We start from the raw sequence: 14,603 nt of genomic DNA on the forward strand, positions 1-14,603 counted from the left end.
CCATGTCTGACCTCCGCAAAGTCAATATCGACGGACAGGAAATCGAAGTCGATGGCGCGATGACACTGATCCAAGCCTGTGAGCAGGCCGGGGTCGAGGTGCCGCGCTTTTGCTATCACGAGCGTCTGTCGATTGCCGGGAACTGCCGGATGTGTCTGGTCGAGGTCGTGGGCGGCCCGCCGAAACCGGCGGCCTCCTGCGCGATGCAGGTGCGCGATCTGCGTCCGGGTCCAGAAGGGCAGGCACCGGTGGTCAAGACGAACTCGCCCATGGTCAAGAAGGCCCGCGAAGGGGTGATGGAGTTTCTGCTGATCAACCACCCGCTGGATTGCCCGATCTGCGATCAAGGCGGTGAGTGTGACCTGCAGGATCAGGCCATGGCCTATGGCCTGTCAGGCACGCGCTTCAAAGAAGCCAAGCGTGCCGTGGATGATCTGGACCTTGGTCCGCTGGTTGGCACCGCGATGACTCGCTGCATCAGTTGTACCCGTTGCGTGCGCTTCACCACAGAGGTCGCTGGGATCACCCAGATGGGTCAGACCGGGCGGGGCGAGGATGCCGAGATCACCTCGTACCTGAACCAGACGCTGGATTCGAACCTGCAGGGCAACATCATCGATCTGTGCCCTGTCGGGGCGCTGACTTCGAAGCCGTATGCATTCACCGCCCGCCCTTGGGAACTGACCAAGACCGAAAGCATCGATGTCATGGATGCCATGGGCTCGAACATCCGCGTGGATACCAAAGGTCGCGAAGTGATGCGCTTCTTGCCGCGCAATCATGATGGTGTGAACGAGGAATGGATCAGCGATAAGACCCGCTTTGTCTGGGATGGTCTGCGCCGTCAGCGCCTGGATCGGCCTTACGTGCGGGAAAACGGCAAACTACGCCCGGCGTCGTGGCCAGAGGCACTGAACAAAGCCGCCGAGGCGCTGAAAGGGGCTGATAAACCTGCAGGCATCGTGGGCGATCTGGCCCCGGTCGAGGCCGCATTCGCGCTGAAACAGATGATCGAAGGGCAGGGCGGTGTTGTCGAATGTCGCACCGATGGTGCCAAGCTGCCGGCGGGTAACCGTGGGGCATATGCCGGTACAGCCGCGATTGAAGATATCGACAGCGCCGAGCGTATCCTTCTGGTTGGCACCAATCCACGTGATGAAGCGCCGGTTCTGAACGCCCGCATCCGCAAGGCATGGGCACACGGTGCCGAGGTAGCTTTGGTCGGGCCCGCCATCGATCTGACCTACGAGTATCACCATGTAGGCGACGACCGTGCTGCGCTGCAAACCGTCGTTGATATGGGTGGCGATGATGAGATCAAGGGCAAGTGCTCTCTGGTCATCGTCGGGCAAGGCGCGCTGCAAGAGGCTGATGGCTCTGCCGTTCTGGCCGCCGCACAAACCATTGCAAGCAATACCGAAAGTGGGCTTATCGTTCTGCACACCGCAGCATCGCGCGTGGGTGCCATGGATGTGGATGCGACCAGCGAAGGCGGCATGGATGCGGTAAGCGCGGCCGATGTGATCTATAATCTCGGTGCCGATGAGGTCGAGATCGGCGAGGGCGCATTTGTGATCTATCAGGGCAGTCACGGCGATCGTGGAGCGCACCGCGCCGATGTGATACTGCCGGGTGCGGCTTACACAGAAGAAAACGGCCTGTTCGTCAACACGGAAGGTCGACCTCAACTCGCGATGCGTGCAGGGTTCGCCCCGGGTGAGGCCAAGGAGAACTGGGCCATCCTGCGTGCCCTTTCTGCCGAGCTTGGTGCAACACTGCCCTACGACTCTCTGGCGCAACTGCGCACTGCTCTGATCGAAGCGGTTCCGCATCTGGCGCGTATCGATGAAGTGATCGAGAATGACTTTCGGGCTCTGGACGCAGGCCCGTTGGGCAAGGCGACATTCCGCTATGCCGTCAAAGATTTCTATCTAACCAACCCGATAGCACGCGCCTCGCAACTGATGGCCGAGCTATCGGCACAAGCGCAGGCCCGCAAGACTGAGAAGATTGCGGCGGAATGAACCAGACACGTTTCATATCGCAGACAAACGCGGTGCCCGGGTGGCAGTTAGCCGCGCCGGAATTGCGTGTGAAATCGAAGATTAAGGGTGGCGTAATGACGGCAGATGCTGTTTACACCAACGCGCCGACCCAGCCGCAGATTGCGCAGGCAACTGGCCTTTGCATCGCACGCGGAAAACGGAATACCCACGGTGTGAGGACCAATGGCTGAATTCTTTAACACCCCAGGCGGAATAGCCGTCATTATTCTGGCGCAAGTGCTTGCAGTTGTGGCCTTTGTGATGATCTCGCTGTTGTTCCTCGTTTACGGCGACCGCAAGATTTGGGCAGCAGTTCAGATGCGCCGTGGACCCAACGTGGTGGGCGTCTACGGATTGCTGCAATCGGTGGCAGATGCCCTAAAATATGTGGTCAAAGAGGTTGTTATACCCGCCGGTGCCGACCGCACGGTGTTTATCCTCGCACCATTGACCAGTTTTGTTCTGGCGATGATCGCCTGGGCGGTGATTCCGTTCAACGATGGCTGGGTTCTGTCGGATATCAATGTCGCCATACTCTATGTCTTTGCCGTGTCCTCGCTGGAAGTTTATGGCGTGATCATGGGCGGTTGGGCGTCAAACTCAAAGTACCCATTCCTGGGATCGCTGCGCTCAGCCGCGCAGATGATTTCCTACGAAGTGTCGATCGGCCTGATCATCATTGGCATCATCATCTCGACCGGATCGATGAACTTCGGTGATATCGTTCGCGCGCAGGATGGCTCGTTTGGCTTCTTCAGCTGGTACTGGTTGCCGCATTTCCCGATGGTCTTCCTGTTCTTCATCTCGGCGCTGGCCGAGACCAACCGGCCACCCTTCGACCTTCCCGAAGCGGAATCGGAGTTGGTTGCCGGTTACCAGGTCGAATACTCAGCCACACCTTTCTTGCTGTTCATGGCCGGTGAGTACATCGCTATCTTCCTGATGTGCGCCCTGACCACGCTGCTGTTCTTCGGCGGTTGGCTGTCGCCGATCCCGGGCTTGCCCGATGGCGTGTTGTGGATGGTCGCTAAGATGGCGTTCTTCTTCTTCATCTTCGCGATGGTCAAGGCGATTACGCCCCGCTACCGCTATGACCAGTTGATGCGTTTGGGTTGGAAAGTGTTCCTGCCGTTTAGCCTCGTCTGGGTCGTCTTCGTATCTTTCGCGGCAAAATTCGACTGGTTCTGGGGCGCGTTTGCCCGTTGGAGCGTAGGAGGCTGACCCATGACCCAAATCGATTACACCCGCGCTGCCAAGTATTTCCTGCTACAGGACTTCTGGGTTGGCATGAAGCTTGGGTTGAAGTATTTCTTCGCTCCCAAAGCCACCGTGAACTACCCTCATGAAAAGGGCCCTCTGTCACCGCGTTTCCGGGGTGAACACGCCCTGCGCCGCTATCCGAATGGCGAGGAACGCTGCATCGCCTGCAAACTCTGCGAGGCGATCTGCCCGGCTCAAGCCATCACCATCGACGCCGAGCCACGCGAAGACGGCAGCCGCCGCACAACGCGATATGACATCGACATGACCAAATGCATCTATTGCGGCTTCTGTCAGGAAGCCTGCCCGGTCGATGCCATCGTCGAAGGCCCGAATTTTGAATTCGCCACGGAAACCCGCGAAGAGCTGTTCTATGACAAGGAAAAACTCCTGTCGAACGGCGAACGCTGGGAGGCCGAGATCTCCCGCAATTTGGAAATGGACGCGCCGTACCGATGAGCGACAGCCCGACAAATCCGTTCGAGCTGATGATGAAGCAGGCTCAGGACATGGCCAAGGCGATGAACCCGGCGATGGAGAATTTCTCGCCCAAGGGGTTCGAGGCGCTGTGGCCGACCATGCCCAAAGAGGTCATGGAGATGATGTTTGGCAACACCGTCAACAAAGACGGTCTGGACGCCAAGACCCGCCTGCTGCTGACGCTGGCCGGGCTGACCTGTCAGGGCGCGCAGGCGGACTCAGCGGTACGCCAGACCGTGCGCCACGCGTTGGAGGCTGGTGCCAAGAAACAAGAGATCGTGGAAACGATCGGTCAGATGTCGGTTTTCGCCGGCATCCCGGCCATGACCCGCGCGCTGGATCTGGCGCAAGAGGTCATGGGCGACAACGAGGATGAGGATCAATGACCGTCTTTGCCTTCTATCTGTTTGCCATCAGCGCCATCACCGGCGGACTGTTCACTGTGATCAGCCGTCAGCCGGTGCACTCGGTGCTTTGGCTGATCCTGTCCTTCCTGTCCTCGGCTGGGCTGTTCGTGCTGTTAGGGGCTGAGTTCGTGGCGATGCTGCTGATCATCGTCTACGTGGGCGCGGTCGCGGTGCTGTTCCTGTTCGTGGTTATGATGCTGGACGTGGACTTTGCCGAGCTGAAGGCCGAGATGGCGCGCTATATGCCGTTGGCCTTGCTGATCGGTCTGGTCATTCTGATGCAGTTCGTCATGGCCTTTGGCGCATGGGATAGCGCTCAGGGCGCGGCGGCCAATCTGGCGCAGCCGGTCCCGATCGACCGCCACAACACCGAGGCGTTGGGTGTCATCCTCTATGATCAATACTTCCTTCTGTTCCAATTGGCGGGCCTGATCCTGCTGGTGGCCATGATCGGCGCAATCGTGCTGACGCTGCGCCACCGTCAGGACATCAAGCGTCAGGACATCATCGGTCAGATGATGCGCGACCCGGCCAAGGCGATGGAACTGAAGGACGTGAAACCGGGGCAGGGACTTTAAGACGATGATCGGACTTGAACACTATCTTACGGTCGCGGCGACACTGTTCGTCATCGGCATCTTCGGTCTCTTCCTGAACCGCAAGAACGTCATCATCCTACTGATGAGCATCGAACTGATGCTGTTGGCGGTGAATATCAACCTCGTGGCGTTTTCCAGTTTCCTTGGCGATCTGGTCGGGCAGGTGTTTACGCTGTTTGTTTTGACCGTTGCGGCCGCCGAGGCGGCGATTGGTCTGGCCATTTTGGTCTGCTTCTTCCGCAACCGTGGGACCATCGCGGTTGAAGACGTCAATATGATGAAGGGGTAAGAGAATATGGAAACCACCATCCTCTTTGCCCCGCTGGTGGGCGCGCTGCTCTGCGGGTTTGGCTGGCGCTTTATCGGTGAGAAGGCGGCCATGTGGACCGCAACAGGCCTGCTGTTTCTGGCCTGTCTGCTGTCGTGGATCGTATTCTTCGCGTTCGACGGGGTTACGCAACAGATCGAGATCATGCGCTGGATCGAGAGCGGATCTTTGTCGACAAGCTGGGCTATTCGGCTGGATCGTCTGACCGCGATCATGCTGATCGTGGTGACGACTGTTTCGGCGCTGGTTCACCTCTATTCCTTCGGCTACATGGATCATGATCCGCAGTGGCGCGAAGGCGAAAGCTATAAGCCGCGTTTCTTCGCCTATCTGTCCTTCTTCACTTTCGCCATGCTGATGCTGGTGACGGCGGATAATCTGGTGCAGATGTTCTTTGGCTGGGAAGGCGTGGGCGTTGCCTCGTATCTGCTGATCGGTTTCTACTATCGTAAGCCTTCCGCCAACGCGGCGGCGATGAAAGCGTTTATCGTCAACCGAGTGGGTGACTTTGGCTTTGCGCTTGGCATCTTCGCGCTGTTCTTCCTGACGGACAGCATCAATTTCTCGGACATCTTTGCGTCTGCCCCGGCCTTGGCAGAGGAAAAACTGCACTTCCTGTGGGGGGAGTGGACCGCTATTGAAGTGATCTGTGTTCTGCTGTTCATCGGCGCGATGGGTAAATCAGCGCAGTTGATCCTTCACACCTGGTTGCCCGACGCGATGGAAGGCCCAACACCTGTGTCGGCGCTGATCCACGCGGCGACCATGGTGACTGCGGGTGTGTTCCTGGTCTGCCGTATGTCGCCGCTGATGGAGTTCGCTCCAGGTGCGACCGGGTTCATCACTTTCCTTGGCGCATCGACCGCGTTCTTCGCCGCGACTGTGGGTCTGGTTCAGACCGACATCAAACGCGTCATCGCCTATTCGACCTGTTCTCAGCTGGGATACATGTTCGTGGCCGCTGGCGTCGGTATGTATTCAGCGGCGATGTTCCACCTGCTGACACACGCATTCTTCAAGGCGCTGCTATTTCTTGGTGCAGGTTCGGTCATCCATGCAATGCATCACGAGCAGGAAATGACCGAATATGGTGGCCTGCGGAAGAAGATCCCTTATACGTTCTGGGCGATGATGATCGGAACGCTTGCGATTACTGGCGTGGGTATTCCGCTGACCACTTTCGGCTTCGCCGGTTTCCTGTCGAAAGACGCAATTATCGAAAGCGCGTATGCCGGTGGCACTGGATATGCCTTCTGGATGCTGGTCATCGCTGCGATGTTCACATCGTTCTACAGTTGGCGCCTGATCTTCCTGACCTTCTATGGCGAAGAGCGTGGCGACAAGCATACTCATGAACATGCGCATGAAAGCCCAATGACCATGTTGGTACCGCTGGGCGTGCTGTCGCTGGGTGCAGTGTTTGCCGGGATGATCTGGTACGGCAATTTCTTTGGCCATGCGGATAAGGTGGGCAAGTTCTACGGGATTCCAGTGGCCGAGGCATCAGAGCATGCAGCGGCGGGCGATCACAGCAAAGCGGATTCGCATGGCGAAGATAGCCACGCGAACGACAGCCACGCAGACGATAGCCATGCCGATACCGCCCATGTGGATGACGGGCATGGTGAGAAGGACTCGCATGGCGGCGATCACCACTATGTCTTTGCCGGAGAACCGGGTGAAGGTGCGCTTTATATGGCACCCGACAACCATGTGCTGGACGATGCGCACGCAGCCCCGAAATGGGTTAAGGTCTCACCCTTTGTAGCGATGTTGCTTGGGTTCATCGTGGCTTACTGGTTCTACATCGTGAACACCTCGCTGCCTGCACGTTTGGCCGCGAACCAGCGTCCGCTCTACCTGTTCCTGCTGAACAAGTGGTACTTTGACGAGATCTACGACGCGATTTTCGTCAAACCCACTGTGGCGCTTGGCCGGTTCCTGTGGAAGCGCGGCGACGGCAACACGATTGACGGCTTCCTGAATGGGGTTGCGATGGGCGTTGTGCCCTTCTTCACGCGCCTCGCCGGGAAAGCTCAAACCGGTTACATCTTTACTTACGCCTTCTGGATGGTCTTGGGCATCGCCGCCCTTGTCACCTGGATGTCTATCGGCGGAGGCGCTCACTAATGGACAATATCCTATCTATTGTCACCTTCATCCCCGCCATCGCTGCAGGCATTCTGGCCCTGTTCTTGCATGGTGAGGACGTAGCCGCGCAACGCAACGCGAAATGGGTCGCGTTGGTTGCAACAACCGTGACCTTCCTGGTCTCGATCGGCATCTATACCGGCTTTGATCCGTCCAACACCGGCTTTCAGATGGTGGAAGAGGGCGAGTGGCTGCTGGGTCTGAAATACAAGATGGGTGTCGACGGCATCAGCGTTCTGTTCGTGCTGCTGACCACCTTCATCATGCCGCTGACCATTTTGGCCAGTTGGAACGTCACGGATCGTGTCAAAGAATACATGATCGCCTTCTTGCTGCTGGAAACGCTGATGCTGGGCGTGTTCATGGCGCTGGATCTGGTGCTGTTCTACCTGTTCTTCGAGGCGGGCCTGATTCCGATGTTTCTGATCATTGGTATCTGGGGTGGCAAAGACCGGATTTATGCCAGCTTCAAGTTCTTTCTCTACACTTTCCTTGGCTCGGTGCTGATGCTGGTGGCGATGGTCGCGATGTACGCGGATGCGGGCACCACGGATATCGAGGCGCTGATGAGCCATCAGTTCTCGTCCGAAGGGTTCAGCGTTCTGGGCGTGTATATCGTCGGCGGCATGCAGACGCTGATGTTCCTTGCCTTCTTCGCGTCGTTCGCGGTGAAGATGCCGATGTGGCCTGTCCACACCTGGCTGCCGGATGCGCACGTTCAGGCGCCAACGGCGGGATCTGTCGTACTGGCGGCGATCCTGTTGAAGATGGGCGGCTACGGCTTCCTACGGTTCAGCCTGCCGATGTTCCCGGTGGGTTCGGCGGTGATGACCGATGTGGTGCTGTGGATGTCGGCGATAGCCGTTGTCTACACCTCGCTTGTGGCGCTGGTGCAGGAGGATATGAAGAAGCTGATCGCCTATTCCTCGGTCGCACATATGGGCTTTGTGACCATGGGTATCTTTGCAGCGAACCAGCAGGGCATTGACGGCGCGATCTTCCAGATGCTCAGCCACGGGTTCATCTCGGCCGCGCTCTTCCTTTGCGTCGGTGTGATCTATGACCGAATGCACACCCGCGATATTGAGGCGTATGGCGGTTTGGTAATCCGGATGCCCGCCTATGCGCTGGTCTTCATGTTGTTCACCATGGCAAATGTTGGCTTGCCGGGTACGTCCGGATTCATAGGAGAATTCCTTACCCTGATGGGCGCCTTCCAGGTCAACACATGGGTAACGGCTGTGGCCGCGACCGGTGTGATCTTCTCGGCCGGCTATGCGCTTTGGCTGTACCGCCGTGTGGTGTTTGGCGACCTGATCAAGGAAAGCCTGAAAGCCATTACCGACATGAGCTCGCGCGAGCGGCTGATCTTTGCGCCTCTGATCGTGATGACCATTCTGCTGGGTGTTTATCCTTCGCTGGTGACCGATGTGATCGGCAACTCGACGGCTGCGTTGATTTCGAACTATGACACGGCTCTGGCCGCGGCTGAGACCGCGACCCAGTCAGCCGCATCGCATTAAGGAGGCTTTGGAGACATGATCCAGGCTGATCTGACAATTATCCTGCCGGAAATCGTTCTGGCGATCTATGCGATGGCGGCGCTGATCGGGGCTGTCTACACAACAAAAGATGGGCTGGCACCGGTGTTGGTTTGGTCAACAGCGGGGCTTATGGCGTTGCTGGCGATTTGGATCGCGACCAATGGCGATGGCACGAATGTTGCTTTCAACGGCATGTTTGTAGATGACGGCTTTGCCCGGTTTGCCAAAGTTGCAATTCTTCTTTCTGCAGCCGCTGTCCTGCTGATGAGTCAGGATTACATGGCACGCCGTGGTCTGTTGCGTTTCGAATATCCGCTTCTGGTGGCTCTGGCCGCTGTTGGCATGATGATGATGGTCAGCGCGGGCGATCTGATGTCGCTTTATATGGGCCTCGAGTTGCAATCACTGTCGCTCTACGTCGTGGCCGCGCTGCGTCGGGACAGTGCCAAATCGACCGAGGCGGGACTGAAGTATTTTGTTCTAGGCGCGCTCAGTTCTGGCCTGCTGCTTTACGGCGCGTCGCTGGTCTATGGCTTTACCGGAACGACTTTGTTCTCGGGCATCATCCAGACCGTGCATCACGACGACGTATCACTCGGCCTCCTATTTGGCCTTGTTTTGCTGATCTCTGGCCTTGCCTTCAAAGTTTCTGCTGTGCCGTTCCACATGTGGACACCGGATGTGTATGAAGGTTCACCGACACCCATTACCGCGTTCTTCGCCACTGCCCCGAAAGTGGCCGCGATGGCCCTGTTCGCGCGTGTTTTGCACGATGCCTTTGGCGGAGTTGTCAAAGACTGGCAGCAGGTGATCGTTCTGTTGTCGGTTCTGTCCATGCTGCTGGGTGCAGTCGCGGCGATTGGGCAGCGTGACATCAAACGCCTGATGGCGTTCTCGTCGATTGCACATATGGGCTATGCCCTGATTGGTCTGGCCGCTGGTACCGAGATGGGCGTCAAGGCCATGCTGATGTATCTGGCGATCTATGTGACAATGAACATCGGCACGTTCGCCTTCATCTTGATGATGGAGCGGGATGGCAAGCCAGTGACGGATATCGATGCACTGCGTCAGTATTCAAAACGTGATCCCGGGAAAGCTCTGGCTGTTCTGATCCTGATGTTCAGCCTTGCGGGCGTGCCACCGATGCTGGGCTTTTTCGCCAAGTTTGGCGTCTGGCAAGCTGGTGTAGAGGCAGGGTTGACCGGTCTGGTCATTGCCTCGGCCATCGCTTCGGTCATCGGTGCGTTCTATTACTTGCGGATCGTGTTCTACATGTATTTCGGGGCTGAGAACGAGGACCCAATCGAAACGCGTTCGTCACCAGTTCTGTGGGGTGCTCTGATGGGGTCTGCCGCGCTGATGCTGATCGGTGTGTTTTATCAGTTCGGAATCGAAGGCGCTGCAGCTGCAGCGGCGACAACGCTTGTCAACTGATCTTGGTTCCGTAAACAGAAAGGGGCTCGGTCACTGTACCGGGCCTTTTTGACATGAGTGATTGGCCGCAAGGATACGGGCTGCATGTACTGCAGGAAGTGGACAGCACCCTAAACGAAGCCGCGCGACTCGCGCCGACCGCCTCGGGACCCGTCTGGATTTTGGCGCATCGCCAGACCGCAGCGCGCGGTCGGCGTGGTCGTGTCTGGACCAACCCCAAGGGTAATCTGGCCGCGACCTTGCTGATGCGACCGCCCGGAGATCCGGAACAGGCCGCGCTTCGCAGTTTTGTCGCGGCCCTCGCACTTTACGATGCCTGCGCCGCGGTGACCGGTCGAGCGGCGGGTTTGTCACTGAAGTGGCCTAACGATGTGTTGCTCAACGGTGGCAAGCTGGCTGGTATCTTGCTGGAAAGCACTGGGCAGGGACGAGGTGTTTCGCATCTGGCAATCGGCATTGGCGTCAATTTGTCCGAGGCTCCCAGCGCTGACAGCGTCGAACCCGGCGCCGTGCGGCCGGTGTCGTTACTGTCGGAAACCGGTTCCCATGTCACGCCTGAGGATTTTCTGGCAGAACTGGCTTCGGCCTATGCCCACTATGAAACCCAGTTCATGACGTATGGTTTCGATCCGATCCGCACCGCGTGGCTCTCTCGCGCAGCACGGCTGGGTGAGGTTATTACCGCCCGTACCGCAGCGTCCGAGACGGTAGGAACCTTCGAAACGGTAGACGCGGGTGGCAGCCTTGTCCTAAACACCGCTAAGGGCCGTGTCAGCATTCCTGCCGCGGATGTCTATTTCTAAAGGGGGCACAAATGCTTCTGGCGATTGATTGCGGCAATACCAACACCGTTTTCTCGATCTGGGATGGCGAGAAATTTCTGTGTACCCTGCGCACCTCAACCCACCACGCGCGCACCGCGGATGCGTATTTCACGTGGTATTCGACATTGGTAAAGCACTACGGAATTGAGGTGGACATTACAGATGTCATCATCTCTTCGACTGTGCCACGTGTTGTTTTCAACCTGCGGGTATTTGCAGACCGTTTCTTCGGATGCCGCCCTCTGGTCGTTGGTAAACCCGACTGTCTGCTGCCCGCCAACCCTCGTGTCGACGAAGGCACGCAAGTCGGACCGGACCGTCTGGTTAATACAGCAGGGGCCTTTGACCGATTTGGCGGTGATCTGGTTGTGGTGGATTTCGGTACGGCAACGACATTTGATGTCGTCGCTCATGACGGTGCATATGTCGGCGGAGTTATCGCGCCTGGCGTCAATCTTAGCCTTGAGGCACTGCACCTCGCAGCAGCCGCGCTGCCACATGTAGACATATCGAAGCCACAAAAGGTGATCGGGACCCACACGGTAGAGTGCATTCAATCCGGTGTCTTCTGGGGCTATGTCGGTTTGGTACGCGAGATCTGCGAGCGTATAAAAGCCGAGGCCGGGGTGCCTATGAAAGTAATCTCGACCGGGGGGCTTGCGCCCCTGTTTCAGCAAGCCGCTGACCTGTTCGACGAGTTTGAAGATGATCTGACGATGCACGGCCTGACCGTGATCCATCGCTATAACAAGGAAAATGGCTCAACATGAGCAGTGAACGACTGATCTATCTGCCGCTGGGCGGTGCAGGCGAAATCGGCATGAATGCCTACGTCTATGGCTACGGCAAACCTGGGCATGAGCGATTGATTCTTGTGGACCTCGGGGTTGCTTTCCCGGACATGGATACCTCGCCCGGCGTTGATCTTATCTTTGCCGATATCACATGGCTAAAGGAGCGTGCCGATCAGCTTGAAGCGGTCTTTATCACTCATGCGCATGAGGACCACGTCGGAGCGGTCGCGCATTGCTATGAGTCACTGGGTGCACCCGTTTATGCGCGTGCCTTCACGGCGAATATTGCGCGCCGCAAGATGGAGGAGCATGGCCATCCGACCGAGACGGTGCGAACCGCATCTCCGTGGCCCGAGCAGATCAATGCCGGACCATTCACAGTTGGTTTCTTGCCGGTATCGCATTCGATCCCGGAAAGTGCAGGGCTGGTCATCGACACTCCGGCTGGACGCGTTGTGCACACAGGTGATTTCAAACTTGATGCCAACCCAATTGTGGGTGAGCCGTTTGATCCTGACTTGTGGTCCGAGGTGGCCAAGTCGGGTGTCAAAGCGTTGGTGTGTGACAGTACTAACGTCTTTTCATCCCACCCCGGCCGCTCGGAATCCGAGGTCGGGCCTGAAATCACGCAGCTGGTGCAGGATGCCAATGGCATGGTTATCGCAACCACATTTGCATCGAACGTGGCGCGCGTGAAAACGCTTGCCGAGGCTGGCCAGAAGGCTGGGCGTTCGGTCGTATTGCTGGGCCGTGCGATGCGCCGGATGATCGAGGCGGCCACTGAAACGGGCATTCTCAGCGACTTCCCGAAAGTCATAAGCGCGGAAGAGGCGCTGGATGTCCCGCGCGCAAACCTGATGCTTATCGTGACTGGCAGTCAGGGAGAACGCCGTGCGGCCAGCGCCCAACTGGCGCGCGGTAAATATCGCGGGCTTGAGGTGAAAGAGGGGGATCTGTTCCTGTTCTCGTCCAAGACTATCCCTGGAAACGAACGCGGCGTGATCCGCATTATGAACCAACTCAGTGAAAAGGGCGTGGATGTGGTCGATGACAGCTCGGGGCTGTATCACGTCTCGGGACACGCGAACCGGCCTGATCTGGAAAAGGTTCATGCTCTGGTTGATCCGCAAATGGTCATCCCGATGCACGGCGAGCACCGACATCTGCGTGAACATGCCAAACTGGCTGAGGCGGGTGGTCGAACCGGAATTTTAGCCGTGAATGGCACCATGTTGGACCTGACCGGAAATGCTCCGAAAGTGGTAGACTACATCGAGACGGGTCGGACCTATCTGGATGGTACGGTCAAGATTGGCGCATTGGATGGTGTTGTGCGTGACCGTATCCGCATGGCATTGAATGGCCATATCACAATCACAGTCATTCTGGACGAAGAAGACGAACCGTTGGGCGAGCCATGGTGCGATACGATGGGACTGCCCGAGATGGGATCGTCCCGTGCCGGGCTGGTCGAGGTGTTGGAAGAAGATTTGAACCAGTTCCTGTTGCGCGCTGGTGCAAAAACGCTGCGCGATGACGACAAGCTGGAAGAGGGGTTGCGCCGGATTGCGCGCCAGACCGCTCAGGCTGAGATAGGCAAAAAACCCGAGGTGACAGTGGTCGTCAGCCGGATGCGTTAACTCGTGTAGGGCATTGGAAAGCCGCGCAATTGCAGGAACAAGCTGGCTTCTTCATTGTTGAGGAAAAAAGGCACTGTGTCCGGCGGGCTTGGGTCTGCAGCGCGCGCGGCGATTTCGGCCAGAACGACTTCGGTGATGAAAGGCAGATCGAATTCGCGCGCCTGGCTGATTTTGACCCACTGCAAATGCGATAACTCGTCCGAGGCATGAGTGAAGTCATCCAGATCGCCTTGAATCGCGTTTGCATCGACCAAAAAGAACCGAGCATCAAACCGGCGTGAGCGACCGGGTGGCGTGACCGCCCGGAACACGAATTGCAGCGCTTCTGCGGAAGGTTGGTAGCCCATAGCGGCAAAGCTCTGCCAGTCGTTCGGGGCCGTACTCTGCCATTCGCCCGGTTGCCCAAGGATCAATCCGGTTTCTTCCCACAATTCCCGGATCGCGGCAGCCGCCAGCGCATTCTGCAACCCTGGTTCGGATCGCTGTGACAGACGTTCGGAGCAGAGATCGGGTAACTGAGTGCTCAGTGGAACGTGCGCGTCTTCAGGGTCGACAGCACCGCCGGGAAAGACAAATTTGTTTGGCATAAACGCGGCTTTCGCACCACGCTGCCCCATCAGGATCGAGGGATCGCTGAGCCTGTCACGCAGAACGATGACGGTCGCGGCATGGCGAATGGCGGTTTTGTCCGCGCTCATGCAGATTTGCCGAACCCGTGCATCCGACGCGCCCATTGATATGCGACCACAGCCCCTTTCAAGCGGGGCAGAAGGTACAGCGAGAGGGCAACGCAGGCGATCGAGAAGCCAATGGCCATGACCCAAGGGTCAGGCCGCCAGTGTACGTATGAGACGTGCAGCGCAGGTGCCAGAAGGTGCCCGACAATCAAAATGGTAAGATAGGCCGGGCCATCATCGGCACGCTGGTGAAACAATTCCTGGCCGCATTCCGAGCAACTATCATTCACCTTGAGATAGCTGTGCAACAGCTTGCCCTCGCCGCAATTCGGGCATTTGCAACGAAACCCACGGATCAGTGCGGGTTTGGTCGGGCGGTCTTCTTCGACCGCAGTGTCGATAGTCTGATCAGTCATT

The 14,603-nt window shown here is 57.7% G+C and carries 15 protein-coding genes; 13 read left to right on the forward strand and 2 right to left on the reverse strand.

The features are described from left to right. The first annotated feature begins 2 nt into the window (after positions 1 to 2). From nuoG to ACR0JR_RS12340, 13 genes are read left to right on the forward strand one after another with little or no spacing between them, the layout of a single operon-like run. Positions 3 to 2,024 carry an NADH-quinone oxidoreductase subunit NuoG gene (gene nuoG, locus ACR0JR_RS12280; RefSeq protein WP_480456384.1) on the forward strand — a complete coding sequence of 674 codons (2,022 nt, stop codon included), beginning with the start codon at positions 3 to 5 and terminating at the stop codon, positions 2,022 to 2,024. Further along, on the forward strand, positions 2,021 to 2,236 hold the full coding sequence (locus ACR0JR_RS12285; protein WP_480456386.1) for a hypothetical protein: 216 nt from the start codon (positions 2,021 to 2,023) through the stop codon (positions 2,234 to 2,236). Before nuoG ends, ACR0JR_RS12285 begins: the two co-directional genes overlap by 4 nt. Beyond that, positions 2,229 to 3,266 (forward strand): NADH-quinone oxidoreductase subunit NuoH, encoded by a 1,038-nt coding sequence (gene nuoH, locus ACR0JR_RS12290; RefSeq protein WP_480456388.1) that lies wholly within the window; start codon positions 2,229 to 2,231, stop codon positions 3,264 to 3,266. The genes ACR0JR_RS12285 and nuoH overlap by 8 nt, the downstream gene beginning before the upstream one ends. A 3-nt stretch (positions 3,267 to 3,269) precedes the next feature. Continuing rightward, entirely contained in the window at positions 3,270 to 3,764 is a 495-nt protein-coding gene (gene nuoI, locus ACR0JR_RS12295) for an NADH-quinone oxidoreductase subunit NuoI (protein WP_170543431.1), read from the forward strand. Beyond that, positions 3,761 to 4,171, forward strand: coding sequence for a carboxymuconolactone decarboxylase family protein (locus ACR0JR_RS12300; protein ID WP_010442761.1), 411 nt, complete (start codon positions 3,761 to 3,763; stop codon positions 4,169 to 4,171). Before nuoI ends, ACR0JR_RS12300 begins: the two co-directional genes overlap by 4 nt. Continuing rightward, on the forward strand, positions 4,168 to 4,770 hold the full coding sequence (locus ACR0JR_RS12305) for an NADH-quinone oxidoreductase subunit J (RefSeq protein WP_170543433.1): 603 nt from the start codon (positions 4,168 to 4,170) through the stop codon (positions 4,768 to 4,770). Before ACR0JR_RS12300 ends, ACR0JR_RS12305 begins: the two co-directional genes overlap by 4 nt. A 4-nt stretch (positions 4,771 to 4,774) precedes the next feature. Continuing rightward, complete coding sequence (nuoK, locus tag ACR0JR_RS12310; RefSeq protein WP_005984024.1) at positions 4,775 to 5,080, forward strand: NADH-quinone oxidoreductase subunit NuoK; 306 nt, start codon at positions 4,775 to 4,777, stop codon at positions 5,078 to 5,080. 6 nt (positions 5,081 to 5,086) lie between these two features. Further along, a complete protein-coding gene (nuoL, locus tag ACR0JR_RS12315) occupies positions 5,087 to 7,249 on the forward strand; it encodes an NADH-quinone oxidoreductase subunit L (protein ID WP_480456389.1) in 2,163 nt (720 codons plus the stop codon). Next, positions 7,249 to 8,793, forward strand: coding sequence for an NADH-quinone oxidoreductase subunit M (locus tag ACR0JR_RS12320; protein WP_260022805.1), 1,545 nt, complete (start codon positions 7,249 to 7,251; stop codon positions 8,791 to 8,793). The genes nuoL and ACR0JR_RS12320 overlap by 1 nt, the downstream gene beginning before the upstream one ends. A gap of 15 nt (positions 8,794 to 8,808) precedes the next feature. Beyond that, positions 8,809 to 10,251, forward strand: coding sequence for an NADH-quinone oxidoreductase subunit NuoN (nuoN, locus tag ACR0JR_RS12325; protein ID WP_260022804.1), 1,443 nt, complete (start codon positions 8,809 to 8,811; stop codon positions 10,249 to 10,251). A 53-nt stretch (positions 10,252 to 10,304) separates the two neighbouring features. Beyond that, complete coding sequence (locus ACR0JR_RS12330) at positions 10,305 to 11,054, forward strand: biotin--[acetyl-CoA-carboxylase] ligase (protein ID WP_480456390.1); 750 nt, start codon at positions 10,305 to 10,307, stop codon at positions 11,052 to 11,054. Positions 11,055 to 11,065: 11 nt separating this feature from the next. Then, on the forward strand, positions 11,066 to 11,845 hold the full coding sequence (locus tag ACR0JR_RS12335) for a type III pantothenate kinase (protein ID WP_010442755.1): 780 nt from the start codon (positions 11,066 to 11,068) through the stop codon (positions 11,843 to 11,845). After that, positions 11,842 to 13,509, forward strand: coding sequence for a ribonuclease J (locus ACR0JR_RS12340; protein WP_480456391.1), 1,668 nt, complete (start codon positions 11,842 to 11,844; stop codon positions 13,507 to 13,509). Before ACR0JR_RS12335 ends, ACR0JR_RS12340 begins: the two co-directional genes overlap by 4 nt. On the opposite strand, the gene ACR0JR_RS12345 is transcribed toward ACR0JR_RS12340, so the two are convergent. Then, on the reverse strand, positions 13,506 to 14,207 hold the full coding sequence (locus tag ACR0JR_RS12345; RefSeq protein WP_480456392.1) for an NUDIX hydrolase: 702 nt from the start codon (positions 14,205 to 14,207) through the stop codon (positions 13,506 to 13,508). The genes ACR0JR_RS12340 and ACR0JR_RS12345 overlap by 4 nt on opposite strands. Continuing rightward, positions 14,204 to 14,602: a DUF983 domain-containing protein gene (locus tag ACR0JR_RS12350; RefSeq protein ID WP_480456393.1), complete on the reverse strand. Its 399-nt coding sequence runs from the start codon at positions 14,600 to 14,602 to the stop codon at positions 14,204 to 14,206. Before ACR0JR_RS12350 ends, ACR0JR_RS12345 begins: the two co-directional genes overlap by 4 nt. Between the last annotated feature and the right edge of the window lies 1 nt (position 14,603).

The sequence above is a fragment of the Ruegeria sp. AA3 genome, from assembly GCF_056542905.1.

Coding starts and splice junctions, on each gene's coding strand:
- ACR0JR_RS12320 (WP_260022805.1), top strand. CDS start 7,249: ATGGACAATATCCTATCTATTGTCACCTTCATCCCCGCCATCGCTGCA.
- nuoK (WP_005984024.1), top strand. CDS start 4,775: ATGATCGGACTTGAACACTATCTTACGGTCGCGGCGACACTGTTCGTC.
- nuoI (WP_170543431.1), top strand. CDS start 3,270: ATGACCCAAATCGATTACACCCGCGCTGCCAAGTATTTCCTGCTACAG.
- ACR0JR_RS12350 (WP_480456393.1), bottom strand. CDS start 14,602: ATGACTGATCAGACTATCGACACTGCGGTCGAAGAAGACCGCCCGACC.
- nuoG (WP_480456384.1), top strand. CDS start 3: ATGTCTGACCTCCGCAAAGTCAATATCGACGGACAGGAAATCGAAGTC.
- ACR0JR_RS12345 (WP_480456392.1), bottom strand. CDS start 14,207: ATGAGCGCGGACAAAACCGCCATTCGCCATGCCGCGACCGTCATCGTT.
- ACR0JR_RS12335 (WP_010442755.1), top strand. CDS start 11,066: ATGCTTCTGGCGATTGATTGCGGCAATACCAACACCGTTTTCTCGATC.
- ACR0JR_RS12330 (WP_480456390.1), top strand. CDS start 10,305: ATGAGTGATTGGCCGCAAGGATACGGGCTGCATGTACTGCAGGAAGTG.
- nuoH (WP_480456388.1), top strand. CDS start 2,229: ATGGCTGAATTCTTTAACACCCCAGGCGGAATAGCCGTCATTATTCTG.
- nuoL (WP_480456389.1), top strand. CDS start 5,087: ATGGAAACCACCATCCTCTTTGCCCCGCTGGTGGGCGCGCTGCTCTGC.
- ACR0JR_RS12300 (WP_010442761.1), top strand. CDS start 3,761: ATGAGCGACAGCCCGACAAATCCGTTCGAGCTGATGATGAAGCAGGCT.
- ACR0JR_RS12340 (WP_480456391.1), top strand. CDS start 11,842: ATGAGCAGTGAACGACTGATCTATCTGCCGCTGGGCGGTGCAGGCGAA.
- ACR0JR_RS12285 (WP_480456386.1), top strand. CDS start 2,021: ATGAACCAGACACGTTTCATATCGCAGACAAACGCGGTGCCCGGGTGG.
- nuoN (WP_260022804.1), top strand. CDS start 8,809: ATGATCCAGGCTGATCTGACAATTATCCTGCCGGAAATCGTTCTGGCG.
- ACR0JR_RS12305 (WP_170543433.1), top strand. CDS start 4,168: ATGACCGTCTTTGCCTTCTATCTGTTTGCCATCAGCGCCATCACCGGC.